Genomic DNA, 15894 nt, shown 5'->3' on the forward strand with positions numbered 1-15894 from the left:
GCGAAGCCGCGCACGCTTCGGTGGATGATTCAGCCGCGCGCCGGGCGCTCCGGCCTGGGCAACAGCGCCAGGGACTGGCGCGTCTCGCGGCTCTGCGCATCGCGCCAGACCTTGAAGGCATCCAGCTCGGCCTGCCAGTGGCGCACCACCCAGGCCAGCACCGCCAAGTCGTCCAGCAGGCCCACGCCGGGCAGCCAGTCGGGAATCATGTCCAGCGGCGAGAGGAAATACAGCAGCGCCGCCACCACGGCCAGCAGCGCCCTGGGGTTGAGCTGGCGATACTGCCCGCGCACGGTGGCCAGGGCGAGTTCCTGCAGCAGGCGCAGGTCGGCCTTGACCAGCTTCAGGCGCGCGCTCTTGCGCGCCACGGCGAACAGCAGCGCCGGTACCCGGCCCCGGGCAAGAAAGCGTTCGGCCAGGGCCAGATAACGGTCGAAACCGGCGGGTTTCTTCATCGGGCACCTCGTCCCGGCGGTGTCGCCGGGGGACGTTTGGGTTATCCACCTTTCCTGTGGATAACTCTGTTGAAAGTATCCGGTCTCCGCGCCGGAAAGCCCGTCGCCAGCGGCCTACAGACAGATCGGCGATTTTTTGTTCAGCTCGGGAAACCTTATAAAAATCATACAGTTGCGGCTATTCGATATCACCCTTCGCTGTCAAGCACCGGCCGTAACCACGGCTGCGACATATATGTGCATAAGGGTAACATCCCGCACCAGACTACGCCCTTTCCGACTGGCTGGTCAGCCGCGGGGCAGCGCCATCTTCCTGCAGAAACAGGAACGCCCCGCACGAGCGGGGCGTCCTCTTGGTACGAATGTACTCAGTTCTGCGCCGGGGCTTGCGGCTGCTCGCCGCCGGCCTGGTTGGCGTCCTTGATGCCCAGCAGTTCCAGGTCGAACACCAGCACCGAGTTGGCCGGAATGGTCGGGCTCGGGCTCTGCGAGCCGTAGGCCAGTTCGCTGGGGATGAACAGCTTGATCTTCTCGCCCACGTGCATCAGTTGCAGGGCTTCGACCCAGCCCGGGATCACGCCGTTGACCGGCAGGTCGATGGGGCTGCCGCGCTGGATGGAGCTGTCGAACACGGTGCCGTCGGTCAGCTTGCCCTCGTAGTGCACGGTGACCACGTCGGTGGCCTTGGGCTGCGGGCCGTCGGCCTTCTTCACCACTTCGTACTGCAGGCCGGACTTGGTGGTGACCACGCCTTCGCGCTTGCCGTTGTCCTCGAGGAACTTCTTGCCGGCCTTGAGGGTTTCCTCGCTCAGCTTGGCCATGCGCTCCTCGGAACGCTTCTGCAGGTCGGTGAACGCCTGGGTCAGCTCTTCATCGGTGACGCGCTGCGGCTTCTTGCCGATGGCATCTTCGATGCCCTGGGCGACGGCCTTGGAGTCCAGATCGTTCATGCCTTCCTGGGCCAGGCTCTTGCCCATGTTCAGGCCGATGCCGTAGGAAGCCTTCTGCGCCGACGTCTTGAGCTCCACATTGGCAGCCTGCTGATCGCAGCCCGCGAGAACCAGGCCGACCAGTGCGATCGCTGCCGCCAACCGATGTTGTTTCATGCTGATTCCTTGTCTGATTGCCATGCTGGCATTTCGATGAAACCGCGAGCTTATCAGGGCGCCGCGGCCAATGGCTATGGGCAATAGGAACCACTGCCGGGGGATAAGTTCCCACGGCAAACTTATAGAAAAATTAACAGGATAGGCGTTGCGAACGGCGTCGCACGCGGGCCTTTTCCGGAGCCGGAAAAGACAAAGCCCCCAGGCATTTCTGCCTGAGGGCTTGGAATATGGCGCAGCGGACGGGACTCGAACCCGCGACCCCCGGCGTGACAGGCCGGTATTCTAACCGACTGAACTACCGCTGCGTCGGACCTCGAGTTTGGTGGGTGATGACGGGATCGAACCGCCGACCCTCTGCTTGTAAGGCAGATGCTCTCCCAGCTGAGCTAATCACCCTTCACTCTCGAAGTGGGGCGCATTCTACGGAGGCATTCGCACCCTGGCAAGCCCTCGCGTGAAAATTTTTTTCTGCCGTTCCAAAGGCTTAGGAAAACGCCGGCGAAACGCCATGGGCTTGGCCTGGACCGCCGCTGTGGGAATAATGCAGTCCTTTGTGTCCGGGAGTTTGACCCTCATGTGGTTCCGTAACCTGCTCGTCTACCGCCTCACCCAGGATCTGCAGATCGATGCCGATGCCCTCGAGAAAGCCCTGGCCAGCAAGCCGGCGCGCCCCTGCGCCAGCCAGGAACTGACCACCTACGGCTTCACCGCGCCCTTCGGCAAGGGCCCCGACGCCCCCCTGGCCCACGTCAGCCAGGGCTTCTACCTGATCAGCGCGCGCAAGGAGGAGCGCATCCTCCCCGGCAGCGTGGTGCGCGATGCGCTGAAGGACAAGGTGGACGAGATCGAGACCGCGCAGATGCGCAAGGTCTACAAGAAGGAACGCGACCAGCTCAAGGACGAGATCGTCCAGAGCCTGCTGCCGCGCGCCTTCATCCGCCGCTCCTCGACCTTCGCGGCGATCGCCCCGGAGCTGGGCCTGATCCTGGTCGATACCGCCAGCGCGAAGAAGGCCGAGGACCTGCTCTCCACCCTGCGCGAGGCCCTCGGCTCGCTGCCGGTGCGCCCGCTCAGCGTCAAGGTCGCGCCCAGCGCCACCCTCACCGACTGGGTGAAGACCCAGGAAGCCGCCGGCGACTTCTTCGTGCTCGACGAGTGCGAACTGCGCGACACCCACGAGGACGGCGGCGTGGTGCGCTGCAAGCGCCAGGACCTGACCAGCGACGAGATCCAACTGCACCTGTCCTCCGGCAAGCTGGTCACCCAGCTGGCGCTGGCCTGGTCGGACAAGCTCAGCTTCGTGCTCGACGACAAGCTGGCGATCAAGCGCCTGCGCTTCGAGGAACTGCTGCAGGAGCAGGCCGAGAAGGACGGCGGCGACGACGCCCTCGGCCAGCTCGACGCCAGCTTCATCCTGATGATGCTGACCTTCGGCCAGTTCCTGCCGGCGCTGTTCGAGGCGCTGGGCGGCGAGGAAATCCCCCAGGGCGTCTAAGAACCAGCCCACGATCTGCTGCGCGTCGGCATAACTGCGTTGAAAACAGGCGAGTGATGCTCATTTAGCGGACTAAACTCGAACGCGAGCCCGGTGCCTCCCTCGCCTGTTTGACTCGCTGCGCTCGCCCTTCGGGCCAGCCTTCGGCTGTTACTCCCGTTGGTCGTTGCGCCTTGTTCTGCTCTAGCTCGCGAGATCGTGAACAGGTTCTTCAGAAGGTCGGCGCCCCACATGGCGCCGGCCCGACAATAACGACAGGGATCACCGTCCATGCGCGCCATCGCCTTGCTGAGCCGCTTCGTCGGCAACACCTTCGCCCTCTGGGTACTGCTGTTCGCCGTGCTGGCCTTCCTCGCGCCACAGTGGTTCCGCCTGCTGGCGCCGGCGATAGTGCCGATGCTCGGCATCGTCATGTTCGGCATGGGCCTGACGCTGAAGCTGGAAGACTTCGCCGAAGTGGCGCGCCACCCCTGGCGCGTGTGCCTGGGCGTAGTCGCCCACTTCGTCATCATGCCCGGCGTGGCCTGGCTGCTGTGCCAGTTGCTGCACCTGCCGCCGGAGATCGCCGTGGGCGTGATCCTGGTCGGCTGCTGCCCCAGCGGCACCGCCTCCAACGTCATGACCTGGCTCGCCCGCGGCGACCTGGCGCTGTCGGTAGCCATCGCCGCGGTGACCACCCTGCTCGCCCCGCTGCTGACGCCGGCGCTGATCTGGCTGCTGGCCTCGGCCTGGCTGCCGGTGTCCTTCGCCGAGCTGTTCTGGTCGATCCTGCAAGTGGTGCTGCTGCCCATCGCCCTCGGCGTGGTCGCCCAGCGCCTGTTCGGCGCGCGGGTGGGCAAGGTGGTGGAAGTGCTGCCGCTGGTATCGGTGGTGTGCATCGTGGTGATAGTCGCGGCGGTGGTGGCGGCCAGCCAGGCGAAGATCGCCGAGTCCGGCCTGCTGATCATGGCCGTGGTGATCCTGCACAACAGCTTCGGCTTCCTCCTCGGCTACCTCGCCGGGCGCGTCTTCGGCCTGCCCCTGGCGCAGCGCAAGTCGCTGGCCCTGGAAGTCGGCATGCAGAACTCCGGGCTTGGCGCGGCCCTGGCCAGCGCGCACTTCTCGCCGCTGGCGGCGGTGCCCAGCGCGTTGTTCAGCGTCTGGCACAACATCTCCGGGGCCACCCTGTCGAGCTGGTTCCGCCGCCTGACGGACAAGCCCGAACAGACCTCCTGAAACCTGCTGGCCCGGGCGGCACCTGCACAGGTTGCCGCCCGGGCCAGATTGTGCAAAATACTGCACATCGTGAGGACGACCTCACCACCGCCTGGTGCACCGACGGGGACGGCCCTGCCATCGACTACCCTCGGAGGTCCCCATGTCCTGGTTCATCCTTTTCCTCGCCGGCCTGTTCGAAGTGGCCTGGGCCGTCGGTCTGAAATACACCGAAGGTTTCACCCGCCTGTGGCCCAGCGTGCTGACCGCGCTGGCCATGGCCGCCAGCATCGGCCTGCTGGGCCTTGCCATGAAACACCTGCCGCTGGGCACCGCCTACGCCATCTGGACCGGCATCGGCGCGCTGGGCACGGTGACCCTCGGCATCCTGCTGTTCGGCGAATCCGTCGCCCCGCTGCGCCTGCTCAGCATCGCGCTGATCCTCTGCGGCCTGGTCGGGCTGAAGTTAAGCCATTGAAATCGGCACGTCCGTCCTGTCGCTTTCCCGGAAAAGTCCCGGTATGCTGCGGCAACTGTGCTTGCCAGGATCGTCACGGCTGATGACCTGAAGGCGGCGACGCTCTTCGTTCGGCCCGGCCCACACCTTGCAACTCAGAACAGGCGGCGGTAACGCCGTGCAGCAAACCACAACGTTCAAGGTGTAATTCCATGTCGAATCGTCAGACCGGCACCGTCAAATGGTTCAACGATGCCAAGGGCTTTGGCTTCATCACCCAGGAAAACGGTGGCGACCTGTTCGTTCACTTCCGTTCCATCCAGGGCAATGGCTTCAAGTCGCTGCAGGAAGGCCAGAAGGTCTCCTTCATCGTTGTAGAAGGCCAGAAAGGCCTGCAGGCGGACGAAGTTCAGGTCATCTGAACCTCGCACCCCTGTGAAAAAGCCCCGGCTCTGCCGGGGCTTTTTCGTTTCAGCGGGCGTTGCCGCGCAGGCCAGCCACCTGCGCCTGCAGGTATTGGCGCCCAGCCTCCTGCGGCGGCAGCGGCTGCCCCGCCACCAGGCACACGCGCGACCAGAAGCGGCGGAAGAAGCCCTTGTCCGGGTCGCGGCTGAAGAAGCTGCCCCACAGGCCCTGCAGCGCCATGGGGATCACCGGTACCGGGGTTTCCTCGATGATCCGCTCCACCCCGCCGCGGAACTCGTTCATCTCGCCGTCGGCGGTCAGCTTGCCCTCGGGGAAGATGCACACCACCTCGCCGTCCTTCAGGTACTGCGCCACGCGGCGGAAGGCCTCCTCGTAGATGCGCTCGTCCTCGTGGCGCGCGGCGATGGGCACGGCGCCGGCGGTGCGGAAGATGAAGTTGAGCACCGGCAGGCGGAAGATCTTGTAGTACATCACGAAGCGCACCGGGCGGCGGATGGAGCCGGCGATGAGTAGCGCATCGACGAAGGACACGTGGTTGCACACCAGCACCACCGGGCCCTCGTCGGGGATAGCCTCGAGGTTCTGGTGGTCGACGCGGTACATGGAGTGGCTGAGCAGCCAGACCAGGAAGCGCATGGTGAACTCGGGCACGATCTTGAAGATGTACACGTTCACCGCGACGTTCATCAGCGACAGCACCAGGAACAACTGCGGGATGCTCAGCTTGGCCACCGACAACAGCAGGATCGAGACGACGGCGGCGACCACCATGAACAGCGCGTTGAGGATGTTGTTCGCGGCGATTACCCGGGCCCGCTTGTCCTCCTCGGTGCGCGCCTGGATCAGGGCGTACAGCGGCACGATGTAGAAGCCGCCGAAGATGCCGATGCCGAGGATGTCGCCGAGCACCGCCCAGCTCTGCGGATGCTCCAGCACTTCCAGCCAGGTGAACGGCGCGGCGCCGACGGGGAAGCCGCCGCTGTGCCACCACAGCAGGATGCCGAACAGGCTCAGGCCAATGGAGCCGAAGGGCACCAGGCCGATCTCCACCTTCTTGCCCGAAAGCTTCTCGCAGAGCATCGAGCCCAGGGCGATGCCCACCGAGAACACGGTGAGGATCAGCGTCACCACGCTCTCGTCGCCGTGCAGCAGCTCCTTGGCGTAGGTGGGGATCTGCGTCAGGTAGACCGCGCCGAGGAACCAGAACCAGGAGTTGCCCACCAGCGAGCGCGACACCGCCGGGCGCTGGCCGAGGCCCAGGCACAGGATGGCCCAGGACTGCTTGAAGATGTTCCAGTCCAGCTGCAGCTGCGGCAGCGCGGCGGCGGCACGGGGAATGCCGCGACTGGCCAGGAAGCCGCAGATAGCCACCAGCACCACGGCGACGCCCACCGCCGGCGCGTAGGCCTGGCGCGACATCAGCACGCCGGCGCCGATGGTGCCGGCGAGGATGGCCAGGAAGGTACCCATCTCCACCAGGGCGTTGCCGCCGACCAGCTCGTCGTCGCGCAGGTGCTGCGGCAGGATCGAGTACTTCACCGGGCCGAACAGCGCCGAATGGGTGCCCATGGCGAACAGGGCGAGGAACAGCAGCGGCAGGCTGCCGAACAGGAAGCCCGCGGCGCCGACCAGCATGATGACGATCTCTGCGGCCTTCAGGGCGCGCATCAGCGCGTCCTTGTTGAACTTCTCGCCGAACTGCCCGCCCAGGGCGGAGAACAGGAAGAACGGCAGGATGAACAGCAGGGCGCAGAGGTTGACCAGCAGATTGCGGTCACCGCCGACGCTCAGGTGGTAGAGGATCGCCAGGATCAGCGACTGCTTGAAGATGTTGTCGTTGAAGGCGCCGAGCAGCTGGGTGATGAAGAACGGCAGGAAACGCCGGGAGCCCAGCAGGGCGAATTGCGAGTGTTGGCTCATCGTCCGTGTGTACCTGGTCAGGCGACCCCGAAAGCGGGCCGGGAGGACGCCGCGGCGTCCGTCGCAGATTTGACTGCAACTGCGATGCCTCTGGCCACATCCACGGGCAAAAATTCCGAATTGCCTCTCGCATGACCGGACAGGCCGGGGCGAAATCGCGGATAAGATCCGCTCCTACGCCGCCCCACCCGCGGTGTTCCCTTGTAGGAGCGCGCCCTGCGCGCGAATCGCGGGCAGGGCCCGCTCCTACAGGTTGCACGGTATTCCTCCCCCGAGCGGACCTTGTCCGCGATAGCCGGAACCCCCGGCGCGATTCGCGGATAAGATCCGCTCCTACGCCGCCCCACCCACGCCATTCCATGTAGGAGCGCGCCCTGCGCGCGAAATCGCGGGCAGGGCCCGCTCCTACAGGTTGCACGGTATTCCTCCCCCCGTAGGAGCGGACCTTGTCCGCGATAGCCGGAACCCCCGGCGCGATTCGCGGATAAGATCCGCTCCTACGCCGCCCCACCCGCACCATTCCATGTAGGAGCACAGTATTCCTCCCCCGTAGGAGCGGACCTTGTCCGCGATAGCCGGAACCCCCGGCGCGATTCGCGGATAGGATCCGCTCCTACGCCGCCGCCGCACCATTCCATGTAGGAGCGCGCCCTGCGCGCGAATCGCGGGCAGGGCCCGCTCCTACAGGTTGCCGGGTGACAGGCCGGAGCGTCCGCAGGCCAGGCGGTATTCCCCCGGCGCCACGCCGTAGGCCTGCTTGAACTGGCGGCTCAGGTGGCTCTGGTCGGCGTAGCCCAGTTGCGCCGCCACCGAGGCCGGCGCGCAGCCGCCCTTGAGCAGGGCGCGGGCCTGTTCCAGGCGGCGTTGCTTGATCCAGGCGTGGGGCGGCAGGCCGGTGGCCTTGCGGAACACCCGGGCGAAATGGAAGGGCGACAGGTTCACCACCGCCGCCAGCTCCTCCAGCGACGGCGGCTCGACCAGCCGTGCCGCCAGCAGCTCGCGGGCACGGGCCACCGCCTGCGGTTCCTGGCCGGCCGGGCGCGCCTCGGGCACCCGCGCGTGGCGCTGGAACAGCAACAGCAGCGTCTCGCGCCAGCAGGTCTGGCGCTCCAGGCTGCTGGCGTTGGACTCCAGCAGGCGGTGCACGTGCAGGAAGGCCCGGCTCAGCTCGGGATCGTGCAGCACGCTGGCGTCGAAGGTGGGCAGGCCGCGGCCACCCAGCTCCAGCTCGTCGAGCACGCTGCCGACCTGCCCGATCTCCGGATAGAAACCACGGTACAGCCAGCCCGCCTCGTGGGCCTTGGAGCCGGTGTGGACCTCGTCGGGATTGATCAGCACCAGGCTGCCACTGGGCGCCAGGTGCTCGGCGCCACGGTGGCGGAAGCGCTGGGCGCCCTGCTCGATCAGCACCAGGGCGAAGCCTTCGTGGACATGGGGGGCAAAGCGCTGCTCGATGAAGCGCGCGTGCAGCAACTCCAGGCCGCCCAGTTCCTGGGCCCGCCAGAAGCGCGTCTGCTCGCCATGGGCACTGTCGAGGGGCATGCCGGGGCCTCAGCCGATGAAGCCGGCTTCCAGGGCGGCCTTCACCTGCGGCCACTCCAGGTCGGTGATGCTGTAGAGAACGCTGTCGTCCAGGCGCCCGCCGGCCAGGCGCCGGTGGTTGCGCAGCACGCCCTCGCGCACCGCGCCGAGCTTCTCGATGGCGCGCTGCGAGCGCAGGTTGCTGGCGGCGGTCTTCAGCTGCACGCGGACCATCTTCCAGTTGTCGAAGGCCTGGCGCAGCATCAGGTACTTGATGCTGGCGTTCAGCCCGGTGCCGTGCTGCGCCGCATCCAGCCAGGTGCCGCCGATCTCGCAGGCCGGCAGCGCCGGGAGGAAGTCCATGAAGCGGGTGGTGCCCACCAGCTGGTTGCCCAGGCGCACCACCAGCGGCAGGGCGCGGCCCTCGCGCTGCTCGGCGAGGCTGTTGCGGTACCAGTCCGGGCGCTGCGGCGCGCTCATGAACCTCAGCGCCTCGCGGTTGGCCTCGGCCAGCGCCACCAGGTCCGGCACGTCGGCCTCGACCATGGGCTCCAGTCGCAGCGCACCGCGCTGCAGGGTGATGGGTGACGGTCTGAACATGGCCCCTCCTCGTACCTCGACTTTCCGCCGGCTCCTATCGGAACCCGGTGCCCGGCAATAGTGCCACAGCGGCGCCAGGGCGCGACGGACGGGCCCCGGGCGAAAAGGCCGGCAAAGCTACCAGCGCTTTCCCACTGCGGCAAGCGGCCTCTGAGACCTTGGTCGCAGGGGTTCTGACAGCATCGGACTTTGGTGCGAAACTGCATCCCAGCAGCTCCTGCGGGGGAGCGAGTCGATTTGTCGGAGTTCGCATGTCGTTGTCCAGTGGGCTGATCGCTACGGTCGCCCTTCTCTACATGGCCATCCTGTTCGCCATCGCCTTCTATGGCGACCGCCGCCGCGCGCCCCTGTCGCCGCGCCTGCGCGCCTGGGTCTACAGCCTGTCGCTGGCGGTGTACTGCACCAGCTGGACCTTCTTCGGCGCCGTCGGCCAGGCCGCCGGCCAGCTCTGGTCGTTCCTGCCGATCTACCTCGGCCCGGTGTTGCTGATGCTCTTCGCGCCCTGGGTGCTGCAGAAGATGATCATGATCAGCAAGCAGGAGAACATCACCTCCATCGCAGACTTCATCGCCGCGCGCTACGGCAAGTCCCAGGCCCTGGCGGTGGTGGTGGCGCTGATCTGCGTGGTCTGCGTGCTGCCCTACATCGCCCTGCAGCTCAAGGGCATCGTCCTGGGCGTGAACCTCCTGATCGGCGCCGGCGCCGACTCCGGCGGCAGCCGCGCCCAGGACACGGCGCTGATCGTCTCGCTGGTGCTGGCGCTGTTCACCATCGTCTTCGGCACCCGCAGCCTGGACGTCACCGAGCACCACCGCGGCATGGTGCTGGCCATCGCCTTCGAGTCGCTGGTCAAGCTCACCGCCTTCCTCGCCGTGGGCATCTTCGTCACCTTCGGCCTCTACGACGGCTTCGGCGACCTGTTCGACAGGGCCCGTGACGCCCCGCAGCTGGCCGAGTACTGGCAGGAGACCGTGCACTGGCCGGCCATGCTGCTGCAGACCGGCGTGGCCATGACCGCCATCATGTGCCTGCCGCGGCAGTTCCACGTGCTGGTGGTGGAGAACATCGAGCCGCGCGACCTCAACCTGGCGCGCTGGGTATTCCCCGCCTACCTGGTGCTGGCCGCGCTGTTCGTGGTGCCCATCGCCCTGGCCGGGCAGCTGCAGTTGCCGGCGGGGGTCATCCCCGACTCCTTCGTGATCAGCCTGCCGCTGGCCGAAGCGCACCCGGCGCTGGCGCTGCTGGCCTTCATCGGCGGCGCCTCGGCGGCCACCGGCATGGTCATCGTGGCCAGCGTGGCGCTGTCCACCATGGTCTCCAACGACATGCTGCTGCCCTGGCTGCTGCGCCGCAAGGGCACCGATGCCGAGCAGCCGTTCGAGGTGTTCCGCCACTGGCTGCTGACCGTGCGCCGGGTGAGCATCGCGCTGATCCTCCTGCTGGCCTACGTCAGCTACCGCCTGCTGGGCTCCACCGCGAGCCTGGCGACCATCGGCCAGATCGCCTTCGCCGCCATCGCCCAGCTGGGCCCGGCGATGATCGGCGCGCTGTACTGGAAGCAGGCCAACCGCCGCGGCGTGTTCGCCGGCCTGGCCGCCGGTGCCGCGCTCTGGGCCTACACCCTGGTGCTGCCGGTGATCGCCCGCAGCCTGGGCTGGCCGCTGGAACACTTCCCCGGGCTGACCTGGCTGGCCGCCCACCCCTTCGGCATCAACATCGAGCCGCTGACCCTCGGCGTACTGCTCTCGCTGATCGGCAACTTCGCCCTGTTCGGCCTGGTCTCGGTGTTCTCCCGCACCCGCGTCTCCGAGCACTGGCAGGCCAGCCGCTTCATCGGCCAGGAAATCTCCCAGCGGCTCAGCTCGCGCTCGATGCTGGCGGTGCAACTGGAAGACCTGCTGATGCTCGCCGCGCGCTTCGTCGGCGAGGAGCGCGCGCGGCAGAGCTTCATCCGCTTCGCCTACCGCCAGGGCAAGGGCTTCGTGCCCAGCCAGAACGCCAACGACGAGTGGATCGCCCACACCGAGCGCCTGCTCGCCGGCGTGCTCGGCGCCTCCTCGGCGCGCGCGGTGGTGAAGGCCGCCATCGAAGGCCGCGAGATGCAGGTAGAGGACGTGGTGAAGATCGCCGACGAAGCCTCCGAGGTGCTGCAATTCAACCGCGCCCTGCTGCAGGGCGCCATCGAGAACATCACCCAGGGCATCAGCGTGGTCGACCAGTCGCTGCGCCTGGTGGCCTGGAACCACCGCTACATCGAGCTGTTCGACTACCCCGAGGGGCTGATCCACGTCGGCCGGCCGATCGCCGACATCATCCGCTACAACGCCGAGCGCGGCCTGTGCGGGCCCGGCGACCCCGACCTGCACGTGGCCAAGCGCCTGTACTGGATGCGCCAGGGCACCCCGCACACCTCCGAGCGGCTGTTCCCCAACGGCCGCGTCATCGAGCTGATCGGCAACCCCATGCCCGGCGGCGGCTTCGTCATGAGCTTCACCGACATCACCGCGTTCCGCGACGCCGAGCACGGCCTCAAGGAAGCCAACGAGAGCCTGGAGCAGCGCGTCGAGGAACGCACCCAGGAACTCTCCCAGCTGAACCAGGCGCTGACCGAGGCCAAGGGCACCGCCGAGGCCGCCAACCAGTCGAAGACGCGCTTCCTCGCCGCGGTCAGCCACGACCTGATGCAGCCGCTGAACGCCGCGCGGCTGTTCTCCGCGGCGCTGGCGCAGAGCGAACTGCCCAGCGAGTCCAGCGACCTGGTGCGCCACCTGGACTCCTCGCTGCGTTCGGCCGAGGACCTGATCACCGACCTGCTGGACATCTCGCGCCTGGAAAGCGGCCGCGTCAGCGCCGAGCGCGCGGCCTTCCCGCTCAGCGCCCTGCTCGACCCGCTGGGCGCCGAGTTCCGCGCCCTGGCCCAGGAACAGGGCATCGACTTCCACCTGCGCGGCAGCAAGCTGCGGGTGGACAGCGACATCAAGCTGCTGCGCCGGGTGCTGCAGAACTTCCTGACCAACGCCTTCCGCTACGCCAAGGGCCGCGTGCTGCTGGGCGTGCGCCGCGAGGACGGGCACCTGCGCCTGGAGGTGTGGGACCGCGGCCCGGGCATCCCCGAGGACAAGCTCAGCGTGATCTTCGAGGAATTCAAGCGCCTGGACAGCCACCAGACCCGCGCCGAGAAGGGCCTGGGCCTGGGCCTGGCGATCGCCGACCGGCTGTGCAAGGTGCTCGGCCACCGCTTGCAGGTGCGCTCCTGGCCGGGCAAGGGCAGCGTGTTCAGCGTCAGCGTGCCGCTGGCGCGGCAACCGGCGCCGGCCGAGCTCAACGGCCACAAGGCCGAGGTGCCCACCGAGCTGAACGGCGCCCAGGTGCTGTGCGTGGACAACGAGGACAGCATCCTGGTCGGCATGAACAGCCTGCTCAGCCGCTGGGGCTGCCGCGTGCTCACCGCGCGCAGCAAGGCCGAGTGCGAGCAGTTGCTGGACAGCGACGCGCGCCCGGAACTGGCGCTGATCGACTACCACCTGGACAACGGCGAGACCGGCGCCGAACTGATGGCCTGGCTGCGCACGCGCCTGGGCGAACCGGTGCCCGGCGTGGTGATCAGCGCCGACGCCCGCCCCGAGCTGGTGGCGCAGATCCACGCCGCCGGCCTGGAATTCCTCGCCAAGCCGGTGAAACCGGCGGCGCTACGGGCACTGCTGAGCCGGCACCTGAGCTTGCGCTGAGCGGACGTCGTAGGCGCATAACGCCTACGGCGTTATCCGCCGCCTGGCCTTGCTTGCCGGCGGCTCCTGGGTTGACCTTGGCGTTGGCTGTGACCCCGGCGTATCGGCGGATAACCGCGAACGGTTATCCGCCCTACGGTTCCGGGAGGCACGGTATTCCTCCCCCGTAGGAGCAGACCTTGTCCGCGATAGCCGGGACCACCGGCGCGATTCGCGGATGAGATCCGCTCCTACGCCGCCCCATCCACGCCATTCCCTTGTAGGAGCGCGCCCTGCGCGCGAATCGCGGGCAGGGCCCGCTCCTACAGCCCATGGAGAGGCATGGCATTCCCTCGTAGGAGCACCTGTCTTGCCGGCCGCGTCGGGGCGCTCTTCGTAGGATCGAGGGGGACGCCTAGTTCTTGCTCGCGAATGAGCCCCGCAGCGAAGTCTGTTCGCGAGCAAGCTCGCTCCTACGAGAAGCCATGCCCACCGGAACCTTGTCCGCGATAGCCGGACGTCCCGCCGCGAATCACGAATGGCATCCCCGGCTTGACCTGGAACACCCCCTCCACGCCGCCAGCTTCTAGACTCCCAGCATCCCCGCACGGAGCCGTCCCACGATGCTGGACCACATGGAACTCGTCCTCGACCTCACCACCGCCCTGGCCATCGGCCTGCTGGTCGGCACCGAGCGCGGCTGGCGCGAGCGCGACTTCGAGGACATCCGCCAGGTCGCCGGCATCCGCACCTTCACCCTGGCCGGCCTGCTGGGCGGCTTGAGCGCGCTGCTGGCCGGGCACTTCGGCGTCTGGGCCTGGGCGGTGATGGCGCTGCTGGTGGGCCTGCTGGCCGTGGCCGGCTACCTGGCCGACGTGGGCCGCAGCGGCGACCAGGGCATGACCAGCGAGGTCGCCCTGCTCGCCACCTTCCTGCTGGGCAGCCTGGCAGTGGCCGACAGCCGCCTGCTGGCCGCCGGCGGCGGCGTGGTGGTGGCGCTGCTGCTGAGCCTGAAGGAATCCCTGCATGCGGCGCTGAAGCACCTGGAGGCCCGCGAACTCTCGGCGGCCTTCAAGCTGCTGTTCATCTCGGTGGTGATGCTGCCGGTGCTGCCCAACCAGGGCTACGGCCCCTGGCAGGTGTTCAACCCCTACGCCAACTGGTGGATGGTGGTGCTGATCGCCGGCCTGGGCTTCGCCGCCTACGTCGCCGTGCGCCTCACCGGCACCCGCCACGGCCTGCTGATCACCGCGCTGCTCGGCGGCCTGGTGTCGTCCACGGCGATGACCCTCACCCTCGCCGGCATGCACGAGCAGCGCCGCCTGCAACCGCTGCTGGCCGCCGGCCTGCTGGCCACCTCGGCGCTGATGTTCCCGCGGGTGGCCCTGGAGGTCGGCCTGGTCAACGCCGAGCTGCTGCCGAACCTGCTGCCGCCGCTGATCGTCGCCACCCTGATCTATGCCGGCGGCGCGCTGCTGTATTGGCAGCGCGCCAGCCGGGACGAGACGCCCGCCACCAGCGAACCGCCGCTGAAGAACCCCTTCGAACTGGGCCCGGCCTTGCGCTTCGCCGCCCTGCTGGCGCTGATCCTGTTCCTGGTCGAGGCCGGGCACCGCTACCTGGGCGACGTCGGCGTGTACCTGGTGGCGCTGCTCTCGGGCCTGGCCGACGTCGACGCCATCACCCTGTCCCTGGCCAGCAACGCCCTGGGCGGGTTGGGCGCCGAAGTGGCCGGGCACGGCATCGTCCTCGCCGTGGTCAGCAACAGCCTGGTCAAGGCCGCCCTGATCGCCCTGGTCGGCGGCGCCCGGCTGGCCCTGCGCTGCGTACCGGTGATGGTCGCCGGCCTCGCCGCGGGGGCGCTGACGCTGCTCTTCGTGTAGATCAGGCGAGCCAATGCAACGCCCGTAGGATGGGTGGAGCGAAGCGATACCCATCGCCATGACCGCATGGGTTTCGCAAGCTCAACCCATCCTACGAAAAGCACCTTGCAGAAGTGGCGTCAGCGCGGCTGCTCGAACTGGCGGAGGATCTCCTCCACCCGCTCACCGAGCATTTCGTTGGCCGACCGCTTCAGGCCCCGCGCCAGCTCCACCAGCACCACCTGCTCGGCCAGCGGACGCAGGCGCATGAACACCTCGGCCAGTTGCTCCAGGTCGGCCGCGCCAGGCAGCAGCTCGGCGCCGCGCTTGTCCACCAGGTGGGTGACCACCAGGCGCACGATGCCGGCGGCCAGGTGCTCGGTATCGCCGCGCAGCACCGCCAGGTGCTCCAGCAGCGCGGCCAGGGGAATGCCCGAGCGGTACAGCTCGACGCCGGCGTTGAACAACCGCGGGCTGGGGATGCTGATGCGCTCGCCGTCGAATTGCAGCAGACCCTGCTGCAGGGCGCGGTCGATGACCTCGTCGTCGAGTTCGTCGCCGAAGATCGCCTGCAGTTCGTCGAAGCCGATCTGCCCCGGCGTCTCCAGGTTCCAGGCGCCGAGGATGGCCTGGTCCAGGCCCAGCACGTGGTCCAGGTCGTGGCCGCGCTCCCAGCTTTCCAGCAGCTCCTTGATGTTCGACAGGCCGTAGCCGCGCTCCAGCAGGCCGCCGATCAGGCGCAGGCGGCGCAGGTGGCTGGCGAAGTACACGCCGCTGCGGCCGCGCCGCTCGGGCGGCGGCAGCAGGCCGCGGTCTTGGTAGGCGCGGATGTTGCGCACCGTACTGCCGGCCTCGCGGGCCAGCTCGTCGACGCTGAATTCGCGCTCGTCCTCCATCTCCGCCGGGCTTTGCTCGGGGCGCTGGAGCAGGCGCTGCAGAAGGCTCAGGGGCGTGCTCATGGCGGCGATCATAGCCAGCGCCCGGCGCCGGCCACAACCGCAAGGCATCGATACGCAAGCGCTTGCGAAGCCCGTCACAACGCCCAACCAAAGGCGGGACTTCATCGCCCCGCGTACCCTGCCCTTGCCACCAAACCCGCATGGCGACTGGGCTGCGCGCCGCTGCCCGCATTGGTAACAGCGCCGCCG

12 protein-coding genes and 2 tRNA genes are annotated in these 15894 nt (G+C 67.9%); 6 read left to right on the plus strand and 8 right to left on the minus strand.

Annotation, left to right across the window (positions count from 1 at the left end; translation table 11 throughout):
* Positions 1-29: 29 nt before the first annotated feature.
* From ACTWJ5_RS23595 to ACTWJ5_RS23610, 4 genes are all read right to left on the minus strand, one after another.
* Positions 30-455 (minus strand): YkvA family protein, encoded by a 426-nt coding sequence (locus ACTWJ5_RS23595; protein ID WP_261747949.1) that lies wholly within the window; start codon positions 453-455, stop codon positions 30-32.
* 368 nt (positions 456-823) lie between these two features.
* Positions 824-1561, minus strand: coding sequence for an FKBP-type peptidyl-prolyl cis-trans isomerase (locus ACTWJ5_RS23600; protein ID WP_009620550.1), 738 nt, complete (start codon positions 1559-1561; stop codon positions 824-826).
* Between the two features lie 231 nt (positions 1562-1792).
* Positions 1793-1869, minus strand: a tRNA-Asp gene (locus tag ACTWJ5_RS23605).
* A 15-nt stretch (positions 1870-1884) separates the two neighbouring features.
* Positions 1885-1960, minus strand: a tRNA-Val gene (locus ACTWJ5_RS23610).
* A 178-nt stretch (positions 1961-2138) separates the two neighbouring features.
* Between ACTWJ5_RS23610 and rdgC the strand changes: the two genes are divergently transcribed.
* The 4 genes from rdgC (at position 2139) to ACTWJ5_RS23630 (ending at position 5132) form a co-directional block, all read left to right on the plus strand.
* Positions 2139-3059, plus strand: coding sequence for a recombination-associated protein RdgC (gene rdgC / locus ACTWJ5_RS23615; protein ID WP_444436674.1), 921 nt, complete (start codon positions 2139-2141; stop codon positions 3057-3059).
* Between the two features lie 270 nt (positions 3060-3329).
* Positions 3330-4274: a bile acid:sodium symporter family protein gene (locus ACTWJ5_RS23620; RefSeq protein WP_253392329.1), complete on the plus strand. Its 945-nt coding sequence runs from the start codon at positions 3330-3332 to the stop codon at positions 4272-4274.
* Between the two features lie 142 nt (positions 4275-4416).
* A complete protein-coding gene (gene sugE, locus ACTWJ5_RS23625; protein WP_009620556.1) occupies positions 4417-4731 on the plus strand; it encodes a quaternary ammonium compound efflux SMR transporter SugE in 315 nt (104 codons plus the stop codon).
* 191 nt (positions 4732-4922) lie between these two features.
* Positions 4923-5132: a cold-shock protein gene (locus ACTWJ5_RS23630; RefSeq protein ID WP_009620558.1), complete on the plus strand. Its 210-nt coding sequence runs from the start codon at positions 4923-4925 to the stop codon at positions 5130-5132.
* Between the two features lie 49 nt (positions 5133-5181).
* Here ACTWJ5_RS23630 and ACTWJ5_RS23635 read toward each other — a convergent pair whose 3' ends face one another.
* The 3 genes from ACTWJ5_RS23635 to ACTWJ5_RS23645 form a co-directional block, all read right to left on the minus strand.
* The gene (locus ACTWJ5_RS23635; protein ID WP_444436675.1) at positions 5182-7056 is read right to left on the minus strand and encodes an MFS transporter; all 1875 of its coding nucleotides are present in this window, start codon (positions 7054-7056) and stop codon (positions 5182-5184) included.
* Positions 7057-7737: 681 nt separating this feature from the next.
* Positions 7738-8598: an AraC family ligand binding domain-containing protein gene (locus ACTWJ5_RS23640; protein ID WP_444436676.1), complete on the minus strand. Its 861-nt coding sequence runs from the start codon at positions 8596-8598 to the stop codon at positions 7738-7740.
* A gap of 9 nt (positions 8599-8607) precedes the next feature.
* Positions 8608-9177: a GNAT family N-acetyltransferase gene (locus ACTWJ5_RS23645; RefSeq protein ID WP_116423104.1), complete on the minus strand. Its 570-nt coding sequence runs from the start codon at positions 9175-9177 to the stop codon at positions 8608-8610.
* A gap of 251 nt (positions 9178-9428) precedes the next feature.
* On the opposite strand from ACTWJ5_RS23645, the gene ACTWJ5_RS23650 reads away from it, so the two are divergent.
* Together ACTWJ5_RS23650 and ACTWJ5_RS23655 are read left to right on the plus strand one after the other, a co-directional pair.
* Positions 9429-12905, plus strand: coding sequence for a PAS domain-containing hybrid sensor histidine kinase/response regulator (locus tag ACTWJ5_RS23650; protein ID WP_444436677.1), 3477 nt, complete (start codon positions 9429-9431; stop codon positions 12903-12905).
* Positions 12906-13507: 602 nt separating this feature from the next.
* The gene (locus ACTWJ5_RS23655) at positions 13508-14767 is read left to right on the plus strand and encodes an MgtC/SapB family protein (protein WP_444436678.1); all 1260 of its coding nucleotides are present in this window, start codon (positions 13508-13510) and stop codon (positions 14765-14767) included.
* 119 nt (positions 14768-14886) lie between these two features.
* Here ACTWJ5_RS23655 and ACTWJ5_RS23660 read toward each other — a convergent pair whose 3' ends face one another.
* The gene (locus ACTWJ5_RS23660) at positions 14887-15585 is read right to left on the minus strand and encodes a MerR family transcriptional regulator (protein WP_245323030.1); all 699 of its coding nucleotides are present in this window, start codon (positions 15583-15585) and stop codon (positions 14887-14889) included.
* Positions 15586-15894: the final 309 nt, after the last annotated feature.

This window comes from Pseudomonas sp. A6 (genome assembly GCF_052367875.1).
Classification (GTDB): Bacteria; Pseudomonadota; Gammaproteobacteria; order Pseudomonadales; family Pseudomonadaceae; genus Pseudomonas; species Pseudomonas citronellolis.

Excerpts from the sequence above, each read along its gene's own strand:
- ACTWJ5_RS23645 (WP_116423104.1), bottom strand. The coding sequence starts at position 9,177 with ATGTTCAGACCGTCACCCATCACCCTGCAGCGCGGTGCGCTGCGACTG.
- ACTWJ5_RS23600 (WP_009620550.1), bottom strand. The coding sequence starts at position 1,561 with ATGAAACAACATCGGTTGGCGGCAGCGATCGCACTGGTCGGCCTGGTT.
- ACTWJ5_RS23650 (WP_444436677.1), top strand. The coding sequence starts at position 9,429 with ATGTCGTTGTCCAGTGGGCTGATCGCTACGGTCGCCCTTCTCTACATG.
- ACTWJ5_RS23620 (WP_253392329.1), top strand. The coding sequence starts at position 3,330 with ATGCGCGCCATCGCCTTGCTGAGCCGCTTCGTCGGCAACACCTTCGCC.
- sugE (WP_009620556.1), top strand. The coding sequence starts at position 4,417 with ATGTCCTGGTTCATCCTTTTCCTCGCCGGCCTGTTCGAAGTGGCCTGG.
- ACTWJ5_RS23635 (WP_444436675.1), bottom strand. The coding sequence starts at position 7,056 with ATGAGCCAACACTCGCAATTCGCCCTGCTGGGCTCCCGGCGTTTCCTG.
- ACTWJ5_RS23655 (WP_444436678.1), top strand. The coding sequence starts at position 13,508 with ATGCTGGACCACATGGAACTCGTCCTCGACCTCACCACCGCCCTGGCC.
- ACTWJ5_RS23630 (WP_009620558.1), top strand. The coding sequence starts at position 4,923 with ATGTCGAATCGTCAGACCGGCACCGTCAAATGGTTCAACGATGCCAAG.
- ACTWJ5_RS23595 (WP_261747949.1), bottom strand. The coding sequence starts at position 455 with ATGAAGAAACCCGCCGGTTTCGACCGTTATCTGGCCCTGGCCGAACGC.
- ACTWJ5_RS23640 (WP_444436676.1), bottom strand. The coding sequence starts at position 8,598 with ATGCCCCTCGACAGTGCCCATGGCGAGCAGACGCGCTTCTGGCGGGCC.
- rdgC (WP_444436674.1), top strand. The coding sequence starts at position 2,139 with ATGTGGTTCCGTAACCTGCTCGTCTACCGCCTCACCCAGGATCTGCAG.